The organism is Bradyrhizobium sp. (assembly GCF_049519115.1).
In the GTDB taxonomy this organism is placed as follows: Bacteria; Pseudomonadota; Alphaproteobacteria; order Rhizobiales; family Xanthobacteraceae; genus Bradyrhizobium.
On the sequence record NZ_JBEKRB010000010.1, the window covers coordinates 19,724 to 41,664 of the forward strand.

Consider the following 21,941-nt stretch of genomic DNA (forward strand, 5'->3'; position numbering starts at 1 on the left):
AGGCTCTTTGCCCTCCGTTCTGGGCATAGTTGGGCAAGCTGATTTCAAAGACAATCAGGCCTTTCGTGTCATCACTGTCTATGATTTGATGACAATAATGGACAAGATCTCCAGCCTGCGTGCCTTCGTCAAAGTGGTTGAACTCGGCAGCTTCTCTGAAGCGGCCCGTCAGCTTCGATTGTCGCGCTCTGCCATCAGCAAATATGTGAACGATCTTGAGCACGAACTCGGCGTGCAGCTTTTGAACCGCACCACCAGACACGCCAGTCCAAACGAAAATGGTCAGGCCTATTTCGAGCGCGCGCTTGCGATTCTCGCCGATCTCGATGCCGCAGATCAGGCTGCGGCACACCTGCAGTCCACGCCACGTGGCTTGCTGCGCGTGAACGCGCCGATGTCGTTTGGGACTTTGCAGTTAGGACCCGCGATTGCGGATTTCATGGAACAATACCCGGAGCTACGAATCCAGCTACTACTGAGCGATGACCAGGTAGATCCGGTGCAGGGTGGCTACGACGTCACGCTTCGGATCGCTGACCTGGAATCATCCAGCCTGATCGCGCGCAAAATCGTACCAATTGAGCGCGCGATTTGCGCCTCGCCCGTCTACCTAAATCGGCACGGCATACCTGCGCATCCTAGAGATCTGCGAGATCACACGTTGCTGACTTATGGCTTCTTGCTGACGGGTAATCAGTGGAAGCTCACCGGGACGGACGGCGAGCATTGGGTGCATCCGGAATGGACGCTATGCGCCAACAACGCGGAAGTGCTGCGCGAAGCAGCGATCAAGGGGAGAGGAGTGGCGATGCTACCGACGTTCATCGCCGCGGCGTCTCTTCGCGATGGCGCTTTGCAGAGATTCCTTGATGACTACAAGCCGCCGCCGTTGGCGCTGTACGCGCTCTATCCGCCAACGCGCCATCTTGCCGTGAAGGTCCGATTATTTATTGATTTCCTTGTGGGTAGGTTCGGCAGCACTCCATTGTGGGAGACGCGTGAATTCGAGGTTCCGGTTTGAGCGCTTGAAGCACGTCCGAGCCGATGCCTTCAAACCGCAAACCCGGACATCCCGCCTTCCGAGATCAACGGCTAACCGGACGTACTGCAGACCTGACAAAATCGACGCGATTGACACAAAGCGGACCTTTCAGAGACGGAAAATTGATGGGCGATCCTGACGCAGCAGGAAGCCTATTAGACTATAGGCGGTGAAGGCGGCGCCACCGGCCCGGGCTGTAACCCTCGCTCCTGGAAAATACGCGCGTGAAATGGCTTTGGTCAACGAAGCCGCAAAGCAGGGCAATCTCGGCAAGCTCACAGCGTGGGTCTTTTAAGAGTTCTTTGGCGCGGTCGACGCGCATTTTGGTCTGCCACTGGTAGGGCGGCATTCCTGTCGATCTTTTGAAAGCCCGCGCAAAGTAGCCGCTCGACAGTCCGCACTCATGCGCGATCTCCGCGATCGAAAGATCGTGGGCCAAATTGGCATTGATGAGGTCCCGGGTGCGTTGCAGCTGCCATGCCGCAAGCCCACCGCGGGCGTTCCGTCCTCCGATCGGGACGCTGCCGTAAGCGCGCACAATGTGAGCGAAAAAAGCAAGCGCGATACTGTCGGAAAACATCGCGGTCTCTTCGCCCGGTCGCTCCATCGCCCCGGCGATCGCTTGTGCCAGACCAAACATTACCAGATCACGGGCGCCGAAATTCGGCGCGTAAAGCCCCTTCACCCGGCGAATTCCGGCCTCATTGGCCATCTCGTCAAGCGTAACCTGCGTGATGCCGAAGCGAATTGAATCAAAAGGCGTGTCCAGCCCGACGACCGGACGCTCACCGAGGTCGACCAGCTGGGCGTCGCCGAGATGCCAATCGGGCACTTCTCTGCGCCGTCCCGCAGTCCATAAGTTCGAGAAAAACGGCACCGATAACGGAACCCAAAAAGCAAAGGCCTCCTGCGGTGTGGCGGCCAGTGAACGGCCACGCATCTTATGATTGCTCCGCATGCGCGCAAAAACGACGCGTGCTTTCGAGGATTTGCGCGCCAGAAGGGTCGCCGGTCGTTCTATCCGGAAGCGTTTGGAAAGGTCGTCCTCGATTGCATCCGCAGCCATCATTGCCTCCATAACAGTTGCAAAGCGACAAATACTTATGCTCTCAACGCTAACCTCCACTGTCCCGACAGGATGAACGCCCCCAATCATAAAGCAGCGGCGAATGGCGGCGTTGTCATTAGCAGCGATTTCTCGGCCAAATCCTACAATAAGGTCAAAATCGTACAATTTTGCGAGCGCAGCGCAATAATAATACGCTGTGGGCGAACCCGGATGCTACCTCGATCGAGGGCTCCTTCTCCGCAGCGACCTGGTGTTCTCGGGTACACAATATGGACGGCTTCGGCTTTGATACGAAGCAGAACCGACCGACAAATCTGCAAATCTCGCTGGTCCGGACGTGAGTCTGGGTGGCTCGCGAGCTGACTAGCAAGGTGCTCTCATGGATGGTTCGACACGAACTGAAATCCCTCTGTGGCTGCTCTGGCTCGGCGTAAATCCTTTTCCTCTGGTCGAGTAGCCCACGAGGTAGCGTCGGTTGAGGCGAAAATGTCGGTCCAACTCGAAAGTGCAGTCGGAGAGCGCCTCAAGTTTGGCCAATTCGAACTTGCCCCTGTCGCGCGAGCCCTTTGGCGGCGTGGCAAACAGGTAAAACTCGGAAGTCGGGCACTCGACATTTTAATCGCGCTCGCTTCACGGCCAGGCCAGATTTTGTCAAAGGACGATCTGACACACTTGGTTTGGCGCGGAGCCTCCGTTGACGAGACCGCCTTACGGGTTGGCATCTCAGCTGTTCGCAAGGCGTTGGGTGCCGGAGGGGATCGCTACATCGCAACCGTCCCGGGGCGCGGGTATTGCTTTGTTCTCGACGTTGAGACCGCGACGGCGAAGCTTGCGCCCGATCCTCCTCACTGCAAGCGACTGAAGCCGCAACGTCTCCCTGCGCAGATCGCCCAGGTCGTTGGTCGCGACGAAGTCATCGCCGGCCTCGTAGCGGAAGGGACCCGGCGCCGCCTGCTGTCGTTGGTCGGCGCGGGCGGCATCGGCAAAACGACTGTAGCCGTTGCCGTCGCGGATCGCCTACGCACAGCCTTCGACGCGGTTGCTTTTGTGGACTTGGCTCCCATCGAGAATGGGATACAGATGTCGGCAGCAGCAGCTGCCGCTCTCGGTCTCAATCTCCGTCTGCAGCAAGATCCGGTCGACGCGATCGCCGTGGCAGTCGAAGATCGTCGCGTTCTCATCGTACTCGACAATTGTGAGCATCTCGTAGACCTCGCGGCGGCTTTCGCCGAAGCCTTGCTCAGCAGCGCGCAGGGCGTAACGATCCTCGCGACTTCTCGCGAGCGGCTCCGCGCCGCCGGTGAGTGGGTCCATCAGCTTTCTCCTCTGGACGCTCCACCGGAGTCTTCCGCCCTGTCGGCGGAAGAGGTGCGGCGCTATCCGGCGGTGGAAATGTTCGAGGAGCGGGCCGCCTTCGCTCTGGGGGGCTACCAAATCAGCGACGCGGATGCGCCCTACGTCGCGGAGATTTGCCGGCGGTTGGATGGTGTCGCCCTAGCAATCGAGTTGGCCGCCGGGCGGTTGGCGGGGCTCGGCATGCAAGGGCTCGCCAACTCAGTTGGGGATAGTTTCTCGATCCTCACGCATGGGCGACGCACAGCTGTCCCACGCCACCAAACGCTACGGGCCACGCTCGACTGGAGTTATCGGCTCCTGTCGCCCGAAGATCAGGCGGTGTTGAGATGCCTGTCGGCATTCAACGGCAGCTTCACGTTAGAGGATGCCGCCTTTGTGATGGCTCCCTTAGTCAGCTTCGGAGAAGCTAATGATCGCCTGGCAAGTCTGCTCGACAAGTCATTCGTGGTCGCAAAATCCCAGGCGCAGACGTTCCGCTACCGTTTGCTCAACACCACTCGGGTGTATGCCCAAGAGAAGTTGGCGGAAGGCGGCGAGGCCCAGTCTAGCCGCCGACGTCACGCCGAACACGTGTGGATCCTCTTCGACCGGGCCAAGGTGGAATGCGACCAGCGTCCGACCGCGGACTGGCTTCACACTTATGAATGCGAACTCGGCAACTTGCGCGCAGCTCTTGACTGGAGCTTCTCCGAGGAAGGCGACGGCGCCATGGGTGCCGCGATAACTGCCGCTGCAGCGCCGATTTGGTTTCATCTTTCGCTACTTGACGAAGGATTATCGCGGGTCGAGCGGGCGATCGCCTGGCTCAGGGACCAGCCAAACCCGGATCGCCGCCTGCTGATGCAGCTTTATGCGATCTCAGGCTGGCCTCAGATGCGCGCGATCAAGGGCGTTCCCAGCGGAGCGGCGGCTTGGCGGGAGACCCTTGCCCTGGCCATCGAACTCGACGATGTCGACTACCAGCTCCGGGCGATCTGGGCACTCTCCGTCGATCGCACGAACAATGGCGAGGCTGCCGAGGCTCTCACACTCGCCGACCGCTTTATCGCCGTCGCGGAACGCGCCAGCGATTCACAGGATCGGATGGTTGGGCAACGAATGCGCGGAAAATCCTTGCACTACTTAGGGGACTTCGCCGGATCGCACCGAGAGATCGAACAGATGCTGGAGCGCTACGCTCCGCCGCCGCAACGGTCGCACGTCAGTCGGTTTCAATACGATCAACGGCTGGTCGCCCAGGTCACCCTGGTGCGCGGGCTGTGGCTTCAAGGCCACGCCGATCAAGCGTCGGTTTTAGTCGAGCAGATGATTACCGAAGGCCTCGCCCTGGAGCATACCTTGACATTGGCACACATACTCTCGGATGCGGCTTGCTTCATAGCGTTGTGGGCGGGCGACCTGCCGCTCGCCGCACGATACACGAAGATGTTGCGAGAACACACAATATTGCACGCGCTCGACGTTTGGCATACCTACGCCGATGCCTTCGAAGGTGAAATTCTAATCCGACAGGAAAATGCTGCCGACGGCGTCGTGTCATTGCAGCGAACAATCCGATCGCTCGAGGCGGCCGGCTTCGTACTTTACAACGCGGCCTTCGAAGGGGTTCTCGCAGAGGGCTTGATTGCGTGCAGACGTCACGGCGAAGCAGACACAATCGTCTCGAGCGCCCTCGCACGTTGCCAAGCGTCTGGAGAGGGTTGGTGTTTGCCGGAGCTCATGCGCATACGCGCGTTGAGCCTGGCTATGCGCGAAAAAACGCAAGAGGCGTTCCTTCTCGTGATCGACGGCCTCGAGATCGCTCGCTCCCAGGGCGCACTCGGTTGGGAACTCAAACTCGCTTCAACTCTCGTGAGGATCGATGATAGGGATAGCACCAGGAACAGACTGCGCGAGATCTTGAACCGCACTAGCGAGGGCTTCGGCACGCGAGACTATCGTGACGCCGTCGCCATGCTCGGGCAGTGATCGCAAACGATCCGATAGCGCAACGAGCACTAAATTCCGCAGAGCTCGACTGCACGTGAGTGCGGCGGATTCAGCAACGCAATTTTGCTGAAATCGCATGCGGGCTCGTGCAATGTGACCTTGGGCATGCGAGCAGGAGTCCCAGGAAGCTCTTGTAACAAACGTAACAACGAATCACATCCCTTCACTGGCAGACCGATTACGGGAATGGGAGGCTGAAGGTGCCCCGTCGAATTCGAGACGGTCATTGAAACAGCTAACTGGAGGATGCCGTGAAGAATCCTTGTGCCATTGCCGTGCTCGCCGCCACGCTGACAGGCGTAACTCTGGGATCTGCCTCGGCAGAGCCCGCATCGAGGGCCGCCATCAAGAATGTTGTTTTGGTCCATGGTGCTTTCGCCGATGGATCCGGTTGGGAAGCCGTCGCGAAAATCCTTGAGCAGGATGGTTATAAGGTGTCGGTGGCGCAGCCCCCTGAGACCTCCTACGCCGATGATCAAAAATACACGAAGGCCGCAATCGACTCCATGGGCGGCCCAGTGGTTCTGGTAGGCCACAGCTACGGCGGGTCCATCATCACCGAGGCCGGCAATAATCCAAACGTTGCTGCACTCGTCTACATCGCCGCCTTTGCGCTCGATGAAGGCGAGAGCTGTGCGTCGATCGAACAGGCCCTACCGCAAGCCTCCAAGGCGTTCAAGCCAGACAGCAATGGTAACTGGTGGATAGATCAGGCGCATTTCGCGGCCGACTTCGCGGCGGACGTTCCGCCGGCCGTGTCCCGCTTCATGGCCATATCTCAGGTGCCGATCTCCACCGACGCGTTCACCCACAAGGTCACGATGCCCGCCTGGAAGACCAAGCCCACCTTCTACATGGTGGCGTCCGCAGACCGGTCGATCAATCCGGAGCAGGAACGCATGATGGCGAAGCGCGCCCATGCCAAGACGGTCGAAGTGAATGCGAGCCATGTGGCCTACATGTCGCATCCCAAGGAAGCAGCCAAGCTCATCGAAGAGGCTGCTGCCCCCGCACACATCAACTAGCAGCCAACACGTCCGTACGCCCCGCGCGTGAGACAAGAGCGGTTCGGCGCGAAGGCGTTCGACATCAAAAATCAACCGATCCAAGCGGATCTTTAACGCAAAGGAAAATAGTCGTGACACAGCAAATTAAGAATATCGTTCTGGTGCATGGAGCTTTCGCGGACGGGTCCGGCTGGAAGAAGGTTGCTGAGATCCTCAAGAATGATGGCTACAAGGTGTCGGTAGCGCAGCCTCCCGAGACTTCGTACGCCGACGACCAAAAGTACACGAAGGCCGCAATCGATGCCATGGGCGGCCCGGTGGTTCTGGTCGGCCACAGCTACGGTGGGTCCATCATCACCGAAGCCGGCAATCATCCAAACGTTAAGGCGCTTGTCTATATCGCCGCCTTTGCGCTCGACGAAGGTGAGAGCTGTGCGTCGATCGAACAGGCCGTGCCGCAAGCCTCCAAGGCATTCAAACCGGACAGCAACGGGCTTTGGTGGATTGACGAGGCGCATTTTGTGGCCGACTTCGCGGCGGACATTCCTCGGGATGAGGCGGAGTTCATGGCTATATCGCAGGTGCCGATCTCTACCGACGCGTTCACCCACCAGGTCAAGAATCCCGCGTGGAAGCACAAGCCGACTTTTTACATGGTGGCGAGCGAAGACCGGTCGATCAATCCGGAGCAGGAGCGCATGATGGCAAAGCGCGCCAAGGCCAAGACGATCGAAGTGAAGTCAAGCCATGTGGCCTACATGTCTCATCCGAAGGAAGCTGCCAAGCTCATCGAAGAGGCTGCCACGCATGCGTCGGCCAGTCAGTGAACAGCTGGCGCGGCGTGAAGGCAGATTAATCTCTTCCTTCACGCCGCCAAAGTTGAAGGCCGGTTAGACGATCGTTCAGGCCGAGGCTGCGGCCAATCCGCGGACAACTCACGTCTGTCTATCGGCCAATCGGCGAACGGCTCGCTTCAAAGCAGTACGAAAGCTTCACAGGAGAGCAATATGGAAAATGACATCGTCATCGAGTCTCCGGATGGAACGTTCCGCGCCTACATATCGCGGCCTGCCAAGTTACCCGCGCCTGCGGTGGTCGTCCTCCAGGAGTTGTTTGGTGTTAACGCCGACATCCGAGCGACTTGCAATGAATTGGCAGCCCAGGGATTCATCGCGATCGCGCCAGACCTCTTCTGGCGGCAAGAGCCGGGAGTGGATCTCGACGTAAAGTCCGAGGCCGCATGGCAACGCGGTTTACAACTGTACGCGGCGTATAATCGCGATGCGGGCGTGAAAGATATCATGGAAACGGTCCGCACCGCTGTCGAGCTGCCGGAGTCGACGGGAAAGGTTGCGCTGCACGGGTATTGCCTTGGCGCGTTGATGGCATTCATCACGGCCGCCCGATACGAAGTCGACGCCGCGGTTGCTTACCATGGGGGTGACACGGAAAAATACCTTGGCGAGGTTGGCGGCCTGGAGGCCCCGTTGCTGATGCACCTCGGCGAGGAAGACGAATTCATCTCAAAGGCGGCACAAGCTCAGATCAAAGCGGCGCTGGCCGGAAAGCCAAACGCAACCGTTTACAGCTATCCGGGTCAGTGTCACGCCTTCTCTCGGCACAACGGGGAGCACTATAACGCCGCGGCAGCAACGCTCGCCAATGCGCGAACCATAGAATTTCTCCATCGACAACTGCAATGACCATCGGTGGCCGCGACCGCTTCGGGCGACATAGCTGGTTTCGCTAGAGGCGGCTCGTCCGGGCTGCTCCGTCAGATAGGCGTCGATGTTGGGTGATTACGTACTGGAGAAAGTCACCCGCTATCCGAGAAACAGATTGGAGCGTTACATGACCCAAGCCACCGCACAAGCCTCCGTTGCGTCACAGACGATTGCCGTTGAGCACATCAGGATCTCGTCACGACGACCGTTTGGAGACGTGCGCCGGAAGCTCGAAGGCACCGTGCCCAAACTCGATGCCGGCATTGCTGAGGCACTACAGAGTGGTGATCAGGAACGCGCGAAAATCTACGAAGACAACGAGCCAATGCTGTCGATCTTCGTGGAGCGCGATCATGGCTCCTTGTTGCTGATCTGGGGCAGGAGACGCAACACAGTGCAATACGAAATTGGCAATCCCCTGACCGCCTCAAAGATGACCCGCCATCAACTCGCCGCTGCTCTCTATGCGCCGCTACGAGTCGTTCTGTTCGAGGACGAGCAAGGCCACGGAATCCTCGAGTATGACAGGCCATCGTCGTTCTTTGGCCAGTATGGAGATGACGCGGTGACAGAGGTGGGACGATATCTTGACGCCACTCTCGAAGCTGTTTTGCAGCAAAGCTGCGGAGTAACGATGCCGGGTTGCGGCGTTGGTCGAGGATTTCAGAGGAGGGCATCTGCTATGTTTGATATCACCCTACCGCACGAAGACGATATCCGATCGCCTTGTCTGGCGGCCAGCGATCCAGTCGAAGGCCTGGATTTATTCCTTCGGGAAAACCATCACCGAATGAAGAATATGCTGACCCTGTTGGGCGCGTGGCTTCGTGCTGATTTCATATCAACGGCGTCGGTGGATTTGCCCAAGGCGATCGATGGATTTGAACGGCGTATCCTCGCCTTCGGCAGGCTCTACGATCTCCTCTCAAGACATTCCGACCGTCGTTACACTTCTGTTGTTGACTACATCGGCTCCCTGAGCCTCGCGCTGGCAGCAGCAATTCTTGAGCCAAGGGGAATTCGTTGCGAGGTAACGATCGGGGACGGCTTTCTCGATTCGAAGCGCTGCGAGCGATTGGGCCTTATCATCGTTGAATTGGTAACGAACGCGGCGAAGTACGCATTTTCTGATCAACAACCCGGATTAGTCCGTATCGAGGCATTCTATGGCGACGGCTTCTGGCATTGCACCGTCAAGGACAGCGGCGTAGGGGCGCGGGGCGCACGAGGCCTTGGAGGGCGAATAGTTGAGGATTTGGCACGGGCCATCGGTGGCCACACCGTAACGGACTCGGATTCCGATGGAACTGCTATAACCGTTGTCGTACCTCATCGCAGCTAACCGACCTTTACCGCCGCTCTCATGTTCGACGTGCTCTGTGCGGTGACCAAAGCTGTGGCGTCGCCACAATACTGAACTGAAAGGAAGCGACAATGATGGTTCGGGATGCCAAGGCAGTGCAAAACGAGCAGCTGTCGACGATGCCGGCAGATTTAAAACCGGGCGCCGTTCGTGACATTGCCGGGGCGCTGAACGCGTTGCTTGCCGACGTCTACGCCCTTTATTTGAAGACCAAGAATTTTCATTGGCATGTCTCGGGGCCGCACTTCCGTGATTACCATCTATTGCTGGACGATCACGCTGGTCGGAGTTTTGCAATAACGGACGACATTGCCGAAAGAGTTCGTAAGATCGGCGGCACGACGCTGCGATCGATTGGACATGTCAACCGTCTGAAGCGACTCCTCGACAATGATGCCGATTACGTGACGCCGATGGACATGTTCGCCGAGCTGCGCGATGACAACAAACAGCTGATAGCCAAAATGCGCGAAACTCACGATCTCTGCGATGAGTATGGCTACGTGGCTACCGCAAGCCTTTTGGAAAACTGGATCGATGAAGCCGAGCGCTGACGGTGGTTTCTATTCGAGTCGAGCAGGCTCTGAGTAGACAACGTGCAGAATTTGCCGCATTGCGAACAGGCACTAACTTTGTTCAGGCTAGGGTCACCTTAATTCACTTGCCGGCATGGTGACATGATCCAATGATCCCAGGTAGGCAATTGTCATTTCGTTCGGGGATGCCTGGGGTCACCGAAAACATTATTGGCTGCGACGTTTTTGCCAGCCCCACATTAACCCCTTTCCGGACCAAGGCTTAGGCCCTTGGCCCAACGTGGCGATCAAGGTGATTGGGAGAAGCACATGTCGAAGACGGTCTCGGAGCTTCTGGTCGGCGTTCTCGAACAGATCGGTGTCACACAGATTTTCGGTTTGATCGGCGATTCCCTCAATCCGCTCGGGGATGCGGTTCGCCGAAGCAAGATCGAATGGGTCGGCGTCCGGCACGAAGAAGGCGCGGCATTGGCTGCGGCCGGACAAGCCAAGCTCACCGGACGGCTCAGCGTCTGCGCGGGCACGACCGGTCCGGGCAGCACGCACCTGGTGGCGGGGCTCTATGAGGCGAGCCGCGATCACGCGCCCGTCCTTGCCCTCTCCGGTGACATGGCGCGGCCGATGCACGGCACGGACTTTATCCAGACCACCGAGCCAGATCTCCTGTTTCGGGATGTCTCGCTTTATACCGAGACCATTTCAGCGCCGGCGCAAGCCGCCGCGGTGATTCATCAGGCGATCGCCGCCGCCTATGCAGGTCCCGGCGTCGCGCATCTGACGCTTCCGCAGGACGTGCTCTCCGCGAAGGCGATCGGCGACGCCTCGAGCGTCGCGACCTTGAAGCCGCGGGGCGAAGTCACGCCAAGCGAGGCGGACGTGGCCGAGATCGCCCGGCGGATCGACAAAGCCGAAAGCGTCGTGATCATGTGCGGCGCCGGTTGCCGCGGCGCCGCCGATGTTCTCCGCGAACTGTCAAATCGTCTCAAGGCGCCGCTGGTCCATTCGGTGCGCGGCAAGGAGTTTATGGCCTATGACGATCCGCGCTGGATGGGCGGCCTCGGCATGATCGGCACCAAGGCGGTCTACAACGCTGTCGAGCGCTGCGCCCTGCTGCTGATGGTCGGAACCGACTACCCCTATTCCAACTTTCTGCCCGCCAAGGGCACCGTGATCCAGATCGACCAGCGCGCGGAGGTGCTGGGGCGCCGCACCCCGACCGAACTCGGCGTCGTCGGCTCGGCGCGGCCGACATTGAAGCTGCTGCTCGAGAAGGCGAAGGCGAAGAGCGACACAAGTTTCTTTGACAAGGTCACCCACGAACGTCATCGCTGGGACGAGATGCTGAACAAGCAAGCCGACCTCAAGCGGAGCAAGGACCGTATCCATCCGCAAGCGGTCGCGCGCGGGGTGAGCGACCTCGCCCGCCGTGATGCGGTTTTCGTCCTGGACACCGGGTTGAACACGCTGTGGTCGGCGAACTGGATCCGGCAAAGCGGGTCGCAACGCATCGTGGGCTCGTTCAACAATGCGGCGGTGGGGACGGCCCTCGGCCAGGCCAATGGCATCCAGGTGCTCGATCGCTCGCGCCAGGTGATCGCGCTTACCGGCGACGGCGGCTTCAACATGCTGATGGGCGAATTCATGACCTCCGTGCATCACAAGCTGCCGGTGAAGGTCATCGTCTACAACAACTCCGCGCTGGGATTGATCAGGCTGGAGGCCGAAAGCGTCGGCCTTGTGCCGTTTCGCGAGGCGATCGAATTTCCTAATCCGGATTTTGCGGCGCTGGCGCGCGCCTGCGGCGGCCACGGCTTCACCGCGCGAAAGCCGGACGAACTGATGGCCGCGATCACTGACGCACTCGCCGTCGACGGTCCCGCAATCGTCGACGCCGTCGTCGCCTCCGACGAAATGCCGAACATGCCGCATATCGAACTCGAGCAGGCCGGCCATTACGCCATCGCGAAGATCAAGGAAGCGGTGCTTGCGGTGACGGGCGGATAACTACCTAACCTTCGTCAAGCTCACATCGTTTGCATCCGGCTGCGTCCTAAGGGAACGCGCGTGCCCTAAAAAGGCTCGGTATCAGTTCCCAAGCGGCGCGGTGGCGCGCTGTGCGGATTGCCTGAGGCCATCCGATCACAGACGAAAGGCGAGCCCGCGCTCGCTTGATTCCCTGGCTTGAAAATGGATTTCAAGTTTTTCAGCTGTCACAGAAACCGATTCGGAGCTTGAATGGTCGACAAAACCCTAGCAGGAAGAAAGATATCGTGCTGTGACTCCTCGTATTTTGGCTTAACCGAGAGACCTTACCGTCCGCGGTCTTGGTCCAGCTCGTTGTGGAAGCCTTCCTCAATCCCGCGCCCGAGTTCTCGCATGCGGGCTTGCCGAACCAGCGTGTAGTCATGCTCCAATCGGCAAGGAAGGCTTCCACCTGGCCTGTCCGCAGCAGATCGAAGGCCATGAATTGGGGTGGTTCGGCAATGGCGAGGCCCGCAAGCAGCGACTCAGTCTATGATGTCTTCGTCGCGCGAAAAATGCGGGTGTCGTCCTCTCGGCCTGCGAGACCGGGCTCGCCGATATCGCGCGGCTACCGGGGGAGTTTACCTGAGCGAAAATCCAAGTTTCGCTCGGGAGGAGATCGTCGTACCCTTGTACGTCAGCCTCTTCTAGGCTTCCGGAGAGATCGCAGTCTCTCGCCAAATTCGTCAGGAGATAAGCCTAATGTTTATCGCCATGAACCGCTTCCGCGTCGCTAAAGGATCCGAGGCCGCGTTCGAGCAGGTCTGGCTGTCGCGCGATAGTCATCTCGACAAGGTGCCAGGCTTTGTCGAGTTTCACCTTCTCAAAGGCCCTGAGGCTGAGGACCACACCCTTTATGCTTCGCATACGATTTGGGAAAACCGGGCCGTGTTCGAGGCTTGGACCAAATCAGAGGCATTCCGGGCTGCGCATAGTCGGGCAGGGGATAACAAGCCGCTATATCTGGATCATCCGCAGTTTGAAGGGTTTGAAGTTCGCCAGACGGTAAGCGGGGGCAAGACAGTGGCGGAGTAAACGCCGCGATTTGCTGGCAGTAGTGTAGTCCGTAAGCCCTCCGCCATGTCGGTTATCGAGTTAGCTGTCGGGGAAGTCTTGACACCCGCGCGCGGTCGGCGAAAGCTGACTATAAAAACGCTGAAAGTAAATTAACGTCGGATTACCAACGAACATGGCTTCGCCTCCCAATATTCCAGACGAGCTACGCAACTTGATGGCTCAAATCGGACCAAAATGGGCGGCTGACACCCGTGGTCATGTCCGGTTAATGATCGAAAAATTCAGTGAAGTGCTCGCGGCTTCTATGAAAGAAGGCGTTACTCTAGAATCAAACGTATCCTACGGCTCCCATGAGCGGCAGGCGTTCGATCTTTTCAATCCGGCGATCGGGGAAACTGCACGGCCAGCATTGATTTTCGTTCATGGCGGCGCATTCACGGACGGCAGCCGAAATAGAAGCCCAGAAATTTATGCAAATGTCCTCTATTACTTTGCCCGACACGGCATCGTAGGAATCAATACGGGCTATCGGCTAGCTCCAGACGCCCGTTATCCCGAAGCTACCCGCGATATTGCCGCGGTCGTGAAATGGGTGCGAGACAATGCCCGGCGGTTAAATGTAGATCCAAACCGCGTGTTCCTAATGGGGCACTCGGCGGGCGCAGCGCATGTCGGGAGCTACGCATACGATAAGCGCCATCACTCTTCTGCGGGTCACGGCTTGGCGGGACTACTGATTATCAGCGGGCGTGTGCGCATCGATAATCGAAGTGACAATCCAAATGCGCGCCGGGTTGAGGAATACTATGGTCGCGACGATACTATTTACGATGATGTGTCGCCCGTGTCGCACGTCGATCGCGATAGCGTGCCAACGTTGATCGCAACCGCGGAATTCGAAAACCCGTTAATCGATGTCTATTGTTTTGAACTAGCGTACCGACTTGCCGCGGCGAAGGGCCGCGCGCCCCCATTTTTCTGGCTCAAAGGCCACAATCATACGTCGATCATAGGCCAGTTCAACACGTCTGAAGACTTTCTGGGTCAGGCATGCCGCGAATTTATATTCACGGAACGAATGATCTGAGTTTATAGGGTACTTTTTGCTAACACTACTGCCGTAGGACGCAATCGCCAATCACTCGTCTAACCATTTCAGATACCCAAGTATTTGTGCTGCAGTTCCACATCGCGGCGCAGGGTCGCGGAATCGCAGCAGTGAACAATACGGCCCTTTTCTAGGAAATAATGCCGGCTCGCGATGCGCGTGAGTGCCTTAACATTTTTGTCGGTGATCAGGATAGAATAACCCGCCGATTTCAAGCGCTCCAGGCATTTCCAGATTTCGACGCGTATTAGCGGCGCGAGTCCTTCGGTGGCTTCGTCTAGAACGATAAGCCGAGGATTGGTCATTAATGCCCGACCGATGGCCAGCATCTGCTGCTCGCCGCCCGACAGCAGAAGGGCCATGGCGTTCGATCGACCGCGGAGTGTGGGAAACAGGTCGAAAATCAATTCTAGCGTCCACGGGTTGTCGTTCGACATCCTGTTGCTCGCAGTGGCGACCAAGTTTTCGCGGACCGTGAGATTCGGAAAAATCTGGCGGCCTTCCGGTACCAGGCCAAGGCCGTGTTGCGCCACGCGAAACGGCGCTAGGCCTTTGATTGACTTGCCGTCGAACGATACTTCACCGGCGCGCGCCTGCACGATGCCGAAAATTGTATTGATGGTTGTGGTTTTTCCCATTCCGTTGCGACCCATCAGAGTCACGACCTCGCCGCTTCCGACCTCAAAATTGACGTCGAACAAGACCTGGCTGTCGCCGTAACCTGCCTGGAGGGACGAGACTCGAAGCATCAGTCGTCAGCCTCGTCGCCGAGATAGGAACGGCGCACATCGTTGTTGCTACGAATTGCGCCCGGCGCGCCGCAGGCGATGATGCGGCCGTAGACCAGAACACTAATACGATCCGCGAGGTTGAATACGACATCCATATCATGTTCGATCAGGACGATGGTGGTCGTGCCTTTTAGCGTTGCCAAAAGCTGAGTCATCCGGATCGATTCCTCAGATCCCATCCCTGCCAGGGGCTCATCAAGCAGTAGCACTCGCGGCTGCATCGCGAGTGCAATGCCAAGTTCGAGCGCGCGTTTCTCGCCGTGAGCGAGTCGCGCCGCGGGCAACTCAGCCCGCGCCGCAAGCCCGATACGGTCGATGACGGCGCGGGCACGCTGCTGCATCGACTTGTCCCGGCTTATCTTCTGCCAGAAGCGAAAGCTATGTCCCTCTCGGACCTGGATTGCGAGGGCAACGTTTTCTGTCACCGTAAATTCAGAAAATATGCTCGTGATCTGGAACGACCGTCCGAGACCCCGACTGGCCCGCGCTTGCGCCGACAGTAAGGTCACGTCGTCACCCGCTAAACGGATGATGCCAGCGTCGGGCTGTAGCCTGCCCGACAGCTGTTCCAGTAGGGTGGTCTTGCCGGCGCCGTTCGGACCTATAATGGCGTGAAGTTCGTTCTCGGCGACGGTAAGGCTCACTCTGTCAGTGACGGTTAGACCGCCAAATCTTTTATAGAGACCCTCAGTTGCGAGGATAGCATCAGGCATTCCTAGTGCTCCGTGTGCGCACGAGCAGCAATCCATAAAGGCCCTGCTGGCGGAACAAGATGACGAGAAGCAGGATCAATCCGAGTATGATCTGCCAATGCTCAGTGAAACCCGATAGGAAATATTCGAGTGAAACATAAGCCGCTGCGCCAAGCACCGCGCCAAGCAATGATCCCGCTCCGCCGACGATAACGATCATGAGGATTTCTGCCGAGCGCGCCCAATGCATGCTGGCAGGCGAAATGAACAGATCTTCGTTGGCAAGTAGTGCCCCGGCAATTCCGCATATCGTACCGGATAAGACAAAGGCGGCCAGCTTATAGCGAAACGGTGAGAGGCCGATCGCGACCATCCGCGCTTGGTTCGACTTGAGACCACGTAATGCCATGCCGAATCGTGAGCCGATCAAACGATTCATGATCCACAACACCAAAACCAAGACGGCGAAGCAGCAGTAGTAAAGCGTGACCGGACTACGCAAGTCCAATAGGAAGAAGATGCTGCTCTTGGCAATCGTCAGTCCATCATCCCCGCCAAACGAATTGATGCTTACCATGAGGAAATAAAGCATCTGCCCAAAGGCAAGCGTGATCATGATGAAATGGATACCCGAGGTCCGCAACGATATGATGCCAATGAAGGCGGCAATGAGAGCCGACGCCAACATGGCGATGCCGAACTGGATAAAACCATTATCAATTCCGTAAGCACTGAAGATTCCAACTGAATAGGCGCCGATGCCGAGAAATGCTGCGTGCCCCATGCTGTTCATCCCGCCATAGCCGACAATGAGATCGAGACTGATTGCTGCAATAGCAAAGATCATAATCCTCGTGCAGAGTGCGACATAGAACGGAACGCCGAGCGGGATAACGATCGCAGGCACCAAACCAAGAACAGCCACGATGACGGCAAAAGCGACGGCGCGTCGTGATGACAGCATCTCGGTTACCGCGTCCGGGCCGGGAAAAGGCCTTGTGGCCTGAAAAAGAGGACCGCCGCCATCAAGAGATAGATCAGTATTGAAGCGACGGCTGGTCCAGCATTGTCCGCGGCGGACCGCGACATCAGGACGGCAAGGAGCGGTCTTAATCCGGCCCGTCCAACCGTATCGACGATGCCCACGAGAGCCGATGCTATGAAGGCACCGCGGATCGATCCGATGCCGCCGATAACGATGACTACCAATGCGAGGATCAGCATGTCGTCGCCCATCCCAGATTGTACGGCGAGGATGGGCGCGGCGATAATTCCAGCTAATGCCGCCAGCACAGAACCGAGTCCGAAGACCAGCGTATACAGCAGCGTTATGTTCACCCCTAGCGCATCCACCATAATCCGGTTGCTTGCGCCCGCCCTGATTAACATGCCGAGGCGAGTGTGAACGACGATCCAATAAAGGAGCATACCAACGACAAGACCTACGCCAATGATGACAAGCCGGTAAATCGGATAAAGCACGTCCGGGAAAATCTCGAGCTGCCCGCTGAGAATTGGTGGAATGGCCGAATAAAGTGCGCTCGGTCCCCAGATCATTCGTACCAGCTCGTTAAAGATCAGTGTTACGCCAAACGTCGCCAAAACCTGATCGAGGTAGGTGCGGTTGTAAAGTCTGCGAAAGACGACGAGCTCAACCCCGATGCCGACAAAAAGACCACCGAGGAGGGCTACAACGATTCCTGCGAGCGAAGAGCCGCTCCACTGGATGACAGCAGCGCAGATATAAGCGCCGATCATGTAGAACGCGCCGTGCGCCAAATTGATCAGATTCATAATACCAAAGATAAGCGTCAGGCCGGCCGATATCAGGAACAGCATCAATCCGAATTGCAGGCCATTGAGAGCTTGCACCAAAAGCTGCAGCGGGCTCATGTCGCGGTGTCTCTCGTCACGCCGAATCTTTTCCCTGGTGAAATGCCAGCCGAGAGCGATACTTCCTCAGGCGGCACCGCGCATTTAAATGGATATCATTTCATCGGGCATTCTGATGCGTAGGAATCTTTTAAATTTGGATAAACGATCTTTTCCATTTTCCGAACGTAGGACCCGTTGGCTTCTTTGACGACCTTGAACAGGTAGAAGTTCTCGATCGGGAAGTGGTTGGTGTTGAACGTGAAAGGCCCGCGGACCGACTGGAAGTCGGCCTTTTCCATAGCCGCGATCATACCCTTCTTGTCCGAAAGATCGCCGTGGACCGCTTTTACGGCGCTGTCGATCAACTTGATCGAGTCATACGCAGCGGCAGCATAATCCGACGGCAGATAGCCGTATTTCGCTTTAAAGGCCGCAACGAACTGTTCGTTTGCCGGGTTTTTGACATCTGGACTCCAGAAGCCCGTCTCATAATTTCCTTCGGCTGCGGGGCCGATCGCCGGCAGTGTCGTTTCATTCTGGGTATAGGCTGAGTAGAGCGGGATTTTGCCCTGCAATCCGGCTTGGGCATATTGCTTGACGAACTGGATGCCGAGGCCGCCGGGATAGAATACGAAAACCGCTTTAGGATGCGCAGCGAGTATTTGCGATAGCTCGGACTGATAATCCGGCTGGTTCATATTGGTATAGGCTTCCGAAAGGATCTTGCCCTGAAAGTCGTGTTTGAAGCCGTTGAGCATGTCTTTGCCGGCGGCGAAGTTTGGTGCCATAATCGCTACATCGCTGATCTGCTGATCAGTCATGAATTTGCCCATCGCCTCGGGAGCCTGGTCGTTCTGCCACGAGACCGAGAAGAAATTTGGAGAGCACAAGGGACCGGCGATTTCGTGGGGTCCACCGCTCGCCCCAACCATGATCGCTCCCGATTCGATAATGGGTCGGTAGATGGCGAGCAGCACGTTCGAAAAGATGACGCCATCAAAGAAATCGACGTGATCGCGTGACATCATCCCTTGGGCGACCTGCAGGCCAACGTCAGGCTTGGCCTGATCGTCTCCGTAGATGATCTGGGCGGGAAGGCCGCCAATTTTGTTGCCGAGCTGTTCCAGGGCGAGATTGGCACCATCCTCATGATGCTTTCCCATGACGCCGCCTGGACCGGATATGGTAGTGATAAAACCGATCTTGACAGCATCGGCGGCCAAGGCGGGAACGGCAACCAGGCAAATTATCACGACAAGACCGACGAGTCGTTTGATCATTCGATGCCCTCTCACTTGAATTTTCATGCGTCCGGCTTCTGCGCCTTCCAGATCGCTTCGAGTACACGCTCGGGCGTGAACGGTTGTTGGGAAATCGTCGCCCCAAGCGGTTTCAGCGCATCGGTGACCGCAACCCAGAGCACGCCCATAGCGCCGATCAACCCGGCTTCGCCGACGCCCTTGGCGCCAAGCTCGGTCGTTCGCTCAGGAGTTTCGATCTGCTCGACGTAGATGTCGGGCATTTCACCGGCCATCGGCGCGATGTAATCCGCCATCGTGCCGTTTACCAAACTGCCTATATCGTCGTAGATGCATTCTTCATAGAGAACCGAACCGATCCCCTGCACGATGCCGCCGCGAAGTTGGTCGTCGACGATTAGTGGGTTTATGACGCGACCACAATCGGTGATGGCCCAGTGATTCAGTAATTTGATGACGCCGGTGTCCGGATCAAGTTCAAGCAGCGACCCCTGTACGCCGATCGTCATGTAATAGTAATGGTTATTGACCACGTGGCTTTGCGTAACCGCGAGTTGAACATTAAGGTCAGGCGGCAGCGTATCTTGCCGGAAGTATCCGATCCGACCGACCTCTGCGATGCTGATGACGGGCGCATTAGTGTGCTTGTTGACGACTTGGCCATTGGCGAGGAAAAGATCGTCGGGAGATGATTGTGTGATAACGGCGGCGATAGCGCGTATATTTGCGCCCAATTGACGCGCTGTCTTTAGTGCGGCTTCGCCAGCATAAACGATCCCGCGCGACGCCCAGGCACCGCCGCCATAGGTCGAGATTGCGCTATCGCCATCGATCATGTCGACGTCCGTAATATCGACCCCGAGCGTGTCGGCGATGATCTGCGCGATAGAGGCGCGCGTGCCCTGGCCCTGTTCGGTCACGCTAGTCACGCAACGAAACACACCGCTCGGCTCAAGTCGTATCGTGCAGCCGTCTTGAACCGTGATCGGCGCGCCGGTCGGACCATAGAAAGCGGGACCGTAGGCGGTCGGCTCGACAAAGGTGGCGATACCGATGCCACGATAGATGCCTTTTGCTCGCAGGGCTGCCTGTTCGTCACGGAGCTTTCGATAGTCCATTACCTCAAGCAGGCGATCGAGGCAGCTATCGAAGGCAAGGTTATTGAGCTTGCTTCCCGCTGCCGTGACGCATGGCATCGACTCTTTTTTATGATGATTGAGTTTGCGGAAATCAACCGGATCCATGCCGAGCTTGCCCGCGGCGAGATCCGCTAGCACCTCGGTGATGACGCAGGACAGTGGAATGCCGACACCGCGAAACATCCCGATGAGACTCTTGTTGACGATCACGTTTCGGGTGCGCGCCCGATAGTTCGGAAAGTTATAGGGTGCACCGGTATTGGTCACCAACATCATGCTCTCGGTGATGTTGAAGCGCATGTGAGCGCTGTAAGCTCCGATCGAAGAAATATCATCGACTTCCATGGCGCTTATACGACCATCGTCGCCGAACGCCATGCGCGCACTGATGCTGTGATCGCGCACATGAATGTCGGATACGAAGGACTCTATGCGATCGGCGCAGAACTTGACCGGCCGCTTGAGTAGCTTGCTGATGGCGGCAACCGCGACTTCTTCGGGATAAACATTGATTTTCAAGCCGAAACCGCCGCCGACATCGGGCGCGATGACACGTACCTTGTGCTCAGGAATACCGAGATGCCGGCTGAAAACGCCCTGCATTTGCACCGGCGATTGATGCGAATGATAAACCGTCAGCGAGCCCGCGGCGGGATCGTAGTCCGCGATCAACCCGCGCGGCTCAAGCGTGAGACCGGTCTGGCGCACAAAGTCGAATTGATGCTCAATCACGTGTGGGGCTTCGGCGAACGCCTGATCCGGATTGCCGGTTTTGATACTATGCTCGTAGGAAACGTTGTCGGGCATTGAGCGGTGGATCGGCGGCGAGGCCAGGGCTACCGCACCGTCAAGAATCGCCGGGAGTTGCTTCCATTCGACCGCGACCAACTCGGCCGCATCTTCAGCTCGGGCTCGGTCACTGGCGATCACCGCGGCGACTGCCTGTCCCTGCCAATGGGCGACATCAATGGCCAGCGCCGGCTGAGGCGCCGATTTGTGTCCGGGCCTGTTCTCGGCGCGGCCGATGAACGGTTCACAGAAACCCAGATCGGCGCCGGTGAATACGCCCACGACTCCGGGCGCGGCCTTCGCCGCCGCAGTATCGATCGACACGATACTCGCGTGGGCGTACGGGCTCCGAACGAAGGCGAGATGCAACATCCGCGGTAGAACGATGTCGCCGACATATCGGCCACGTCCGTGCAGCAGACGATGTATGTCGGGGCGCTGCATGCGCTGGCCGATCAAAGGTCGAGATTCACCCGCGGCCACTTCCGTCATTTCTTTAGCGTTTCTTCGTCGGATTGTTCGCGCGTCATTTGCTTTGCTCAAGCACAGATTCGATGGCATCGACTATGGCTTCATAACCGGTACAACGGCAGAAATTTCCTCCAATAAACTCGCGGATCTCGGTACGGCTCATTGGCCTGCCTTGCGCAAGCAATTCGTGTGCCGTGAGCAACATGCCGGGCGTACAGAAACCGCATTGGGCGGCGTTTCGCCGTGCGAACGCGGCGTGCAGACCTGCCAGCGCCCCGCTCTCCGACATGCCCTCGACAGTGTCGACGCGTTTGCCATCGACTTGAGCTGCAAGCATTAGGCAGCTCCGTACAATCTCGCCGTCTACCAGCAACGAGCAGGCACCGCAGACGCCGTGCTCGCAGCCTAGATGCGTGCCAGTCAGCTCGAGTTCGTCGCGGAGAAAATCGGCCAGATGCTGCCTCGCCGAAACGCGGCGGCGAAGAGGCGTGCCGTTGATGACTGTCGCTATCTCCACTTCGAAGGCCAAACGGTTCTTACCTTGAAAATAAAGCTACGTAATGATGCTATCAAAGCTCACTAAGCTTCACAAGATGAAGGAATGGGCAGAAAGAAACAACTCTTATGCGGTTAATTCCGCCGCAAAAGATATAGTCTCGTCTTGACATTGTAAAACGAGATTGCAAAGTAAG

General features: G+C 57.7%; 18 protein-coding genes. 10 read left to right on the forward strand and 8 right to left on the reverse strand.

Annotated elements, in window-relative coordinates; translation table 11 throughout:
• Nucleotides 1-97: 97 nt before the first annotated feature.
• Nucleotides 98-1,021, forward strand: a complete 924-nt coding sequence (locus ABSE61_RS10665) for a LysR family transcriptional regulator (protein ID WP_423871168.1) — start codon at nt 98-100, stop codon at nt 1,019-1,021.
• A 181-nt stretch (nt 1,022-1,202) separates the two neighbouring features.
• Here the strand turns inward: ABSE61_RS10665 and ABSE61_RS10670 are convergent, their stop codons facing one another.
• A complete protein-coding gene (locus tag ABSE61_RS10670; RefSeq protein ID WP_423871063.1) occupies nt 1,203-2,276 on the reverse strand; it encodes a helix-turn-helix domain-containing protein in 1,074 nt (357 codons plus the stop codon).
• 321 nt (nt 2,277-2,597) lie between these two features.
• Here ABSE61_RS10670 and ABSE61_RS10675 point away from each other — a divergent pair, with 321 nt between their 5' ends.
• The 9 genes from ABSE61_RS10675 (at nt 2,598) to ABSE61_RS10715 (ending at nt 14,212) form a co-directional block, all read left to right on the forward strand.
• Nucleotides 2,598-5,435: an ATP-binding protein gene (locus ABSE61_RS10675; RefSeq protein WP_423871064.1), complete on the forward strand. Its 2,838-nt coding sequence runs from the start codon at nt 2,598-2,600 to the stop codon at nt 5,433-5,435.
• Between the two features lie 272 nt (nt 5,436-5,707).
• Nucleotides 5,708-6,481 carry an alpha/beta fold hydrolase gene (locus ABSE61_RS10680; protein WP_423871065.1) on the forward strand — a complete coding sequence of 258 codons (774 nt, stop codon included), beginning with the start codon at nt 5,708-5,710 and terminating at the stop codon, nt 6,479-6,481.
• A 113-nt stretch (nt 6,482-6,594) separates the two neighbouring features.
• Nucleotides 6,595-7,290 (forward strand): alpha/beta fold hydrolase, encoded by a 696-nt coding sequence (locus ABSE61_RS10685; RefSeq protein WP_423871066.1) that lies wholly within the window; start codon nt 6,595-6,597, stop codon nt 7,288-7,290.
• A 180-nt stretch (nt 7,291-7,470) separates the two neighbouring features.
• Entirely contained in the window at nt 7,471-8,166 is a 696-nt protein-coding gene (locus ABSE61_RS10690) for a dienelactone hydrolase family protein (RefSeq protein WP_423871067.1), read from the forward strand.
• A 148-nt stretch (nt 8,167-8,314) separates the two neighbouring features.
• A complete protein-coding gene (locus tag ABSE61_RS10695) occupies nt 8,315-9,529 on the forward strand; it encodes a DUF302 domain-containing protein (protein ID WP_423871068.1) in 1,215 nt (404 codons plus the stop codon).
• 92 nt (nt 9,530-9,621) lie between these two features.
• On the forward strand, nt 9,622-10,104 hold the full coding sequence (locus tag ABSE61_RS10700; RefSeq protein ID WP_423871069.1) for a Dps family protein: 483 nt from the start codon (nt 9,622-9,624) through the stop codon (nt 10,102-10,104).
• Between the two features lie 291 nt (nt 10,105-10,395).
• A complete protein-coding gene (locus ABSE61_RS10705; RefSeq protein WP_423871070.1) occupies nt 10,396-12,090 on the forward strand; it encodes a thiamine pyrophosphate-dependent enzyme in 1,695 nt (564 codons plus the stop codon).
• A 720-nt stretch (nt 12,091-12,810) separates the two neighbouring features.
• Nucleotides 12,811-13,143, forward strand: coding sequence for a heme-degrading protein HmuQ (gene hmuQ / locus ABSE61_RS10710; RefSeq protein WP_423871071.1), 333 nt, complete (start codon nt 12,811-12,813; stop codon nt 13,141-13,143).
• A gap of 154 nt (nt 13,144-13,297) precedes the next feature.
• Complete coding sequence (locus ABSE61_RS10715; protein WP_423871072.1) at nt 13,298-14,212, forward strand: alpha/beta hydrolase; 915 nt, start codon at nt 13,298-13,300, stop codon at nt 14,210-14,212.
• Between the two features lie 68 nt (nt 14,213-14,280).
• Here ABSE61_RS10715 and ABSE61_RS10720 read toward each other — a convergent pair whose 3' ends face one another.
• The 7 genes from ABSE61_RS10720 to ABSE61_RS10750 form a co-directional block, all read right to left on the reverse strand.
• Entirely contained in the window at nt 14,281-14,982 is a 702-nt protein-coding gene (locus ABSE61_RS10720; protein WP_423871073.1) for an ABC transporter ATP-binding protein, read from the reverse strand.
• Nucleotides 14,982-15,737: an ABC transporter ATP-binding protein gene (locus ABSE61_RS10725; protein WP_423871074.1), complete on the reverse strand. Its 756-nt coding sequence runs from the start codon at nt 15,735-15,737 to the stop codon at nt 14,982-14,984. Before ABSE61_RS10725 ends, ABSE61_RS10720 begins: the two co-directional genes overlap by 1 nt.
• Complete coding sequence (locus ABSE61_RS10730; protein ID WP_423871075.1) at nt 15,730-16,641, reverse strand: branched-chain amino acid ABC transporter permease; 912 nt, start codon at nt 16,639-16,641, stop codon at nt 15,730-15,732. The genes ABSE61_RS10725 and ABSE61_RS10730 overlap by 8 nt, the downstream gene beginning before the upstream one ends.
• Nucleotides 16,642-16,685: 44 nt before the next feature.
• Complete coding sequence (locus ABSE61_RS10735; protein WP_423871076.1) at nt 16,686-17,609, reverse strand: branched-chain amino acid ABC transporter permease; 924 nt, start codon at nt 17,607-17,609, stop codon at nt 16,686-16,688.
• A gap of 95 nt (nt 17,610-17,704) precedes the next feature.
• Nucleotides 17,705-18,871, reverse strand: coding sequence for an ABC transporter substrate-binding protein (locus tag ABSE61_RS10740; RefSeq protein ID WP_423871077.1), 1,167 nt, complete (start codon nt 18,869-18,871; stop codon nt 17,705-17,707).
• Nucleotides 18,872-18,894: 23 nt separating this feature from the next.
• On the reverse strand, nt 18,895-21,270 hold the full coding sequence (locus tag ABSE61_RS10745; protein ID WP_423871078.1) for a xanthine dehydrogenase family protein molybdopterin-binding subunit: 2,376 nt from the start codon (nt 21,268-21,270) through the stop codon (nt 18,895-18,897).
• Between the two features lie 34 nt (nt 21,271-21,304).
• Nucleotides 21,305-21,778, reverse strand: coding sequence for a (2Fe-2S)-binding protein (locus tag ABSE61_RS10750; RefSeq protein ID WP_423871079.1), 474 nt, complete (start codon nt 21,776-21,778; stop codon nt 21,305-21,307).
• Between the last annotated feature and the right edge of the window lie 163 nt (nt 21,779-21,941).

What these genes read in the sequence shown, in the direction of transcription:
- ABSE61_RS10695 (WP_423871068.1), top strand. Translation starts at nt 8,315, where the DNA reads ATGACCCAAGCCACCGCACAAGCCTCCGTTGCGTCACAGACGATTGCC.
- ABSE61_RS10675 (WP_423871064.1), top strand. Translation starts at nt 2,598, where the DNA reads ATGTCGGTCCAACTCGAAAGTGCAGTCGGAGAGCGCCTCAAGTTTGGC.
- ABSE61_RS10735 (WP_423871076.1), bottom strand. Translation starts at nt 17,609, where the DNA reads ATGAGCCCGCTGCAGCTTTTGGTGCAAGCTCTCAATGGCCTGCAATTC.
- ABSE61_RS10705 (WP_423871070.1), top strand. Translation starts at nt 10,396, where the DNA reads ATGTCGAAGACGGTCTCGGAGCTTCTGGTCGGCGTTCTCGAACAGATC.
- ABSE61_RS10715 (WP_423871072.1), top strand. Translation starts at nt 13,298, where the DNA reads ATGGCTTCGCCTCCCAATATTCCAGACGAGCTACGCAACTTGATGGCT.
- ABSE61_RS10745 (WP_423871078.1), bottom strand. Translation starts at nt 21,270, where the DNA reads ATGACGGAAGTGGCCGCGGGTGAATCTCGACCTTTGATCGGCCAGCGC.
- ABSE61_RS10740 (WP_423871077.1), bottom strand. Translation starts at nt 18,871, where the DNA reads ATGATCAAACGACTCGTCGGTCTTGTCGTGATAATTTGCCTGGTTGCC.
- ABSE61_RS10690 (WP_423871067.1), top strand. Translation starts at nt 7,471, where the DNA reads ATGGAAAATGACATCGTCATCGAGTCTCCGGATGGAACGTTCCGCGCC.
- hmuQ (WP_423871071.1), top strand. Translation starts at nt 12,811, where the DNA reads ATGTTTATCGCCATGAACCGCTTCCGCGTCGCTAAAGGATCCGAGGCC.
- ABSE61_RS10720 (WP_423871073.1), bottom strand. Translation starts at nt 14,982, where the DNA reads ATGCTTCGAGTCTCGTCCCTCCAGGCAGGTTACGGCGACAGCCAGGTC.
- ABSE61_RS10665 (WP_423871168.1), top strand. Translation starts at nt 98, where the DNA reads ATGGACAAGATCTCCAGCCTGCGTGCCTTCGTCAAAGTGGTTGAACTC.
- ABSE61_RS10725 (WP_423871074.1), bottom strand. Translation starts at nt 15,737, where the DNA reads ATGCCTGATGCTATCCTCGCAACTGAGGGTCTCTATAAAAGATTTGGC.
- ABSE61_RS10700 (WP_423871069.1), top strand. Translation starts at nt 9,622, where the DNA reads ATGATGGTTCGGGATGCCAAGGCAGTGCAAAACGAGCAGCTGTCGACG.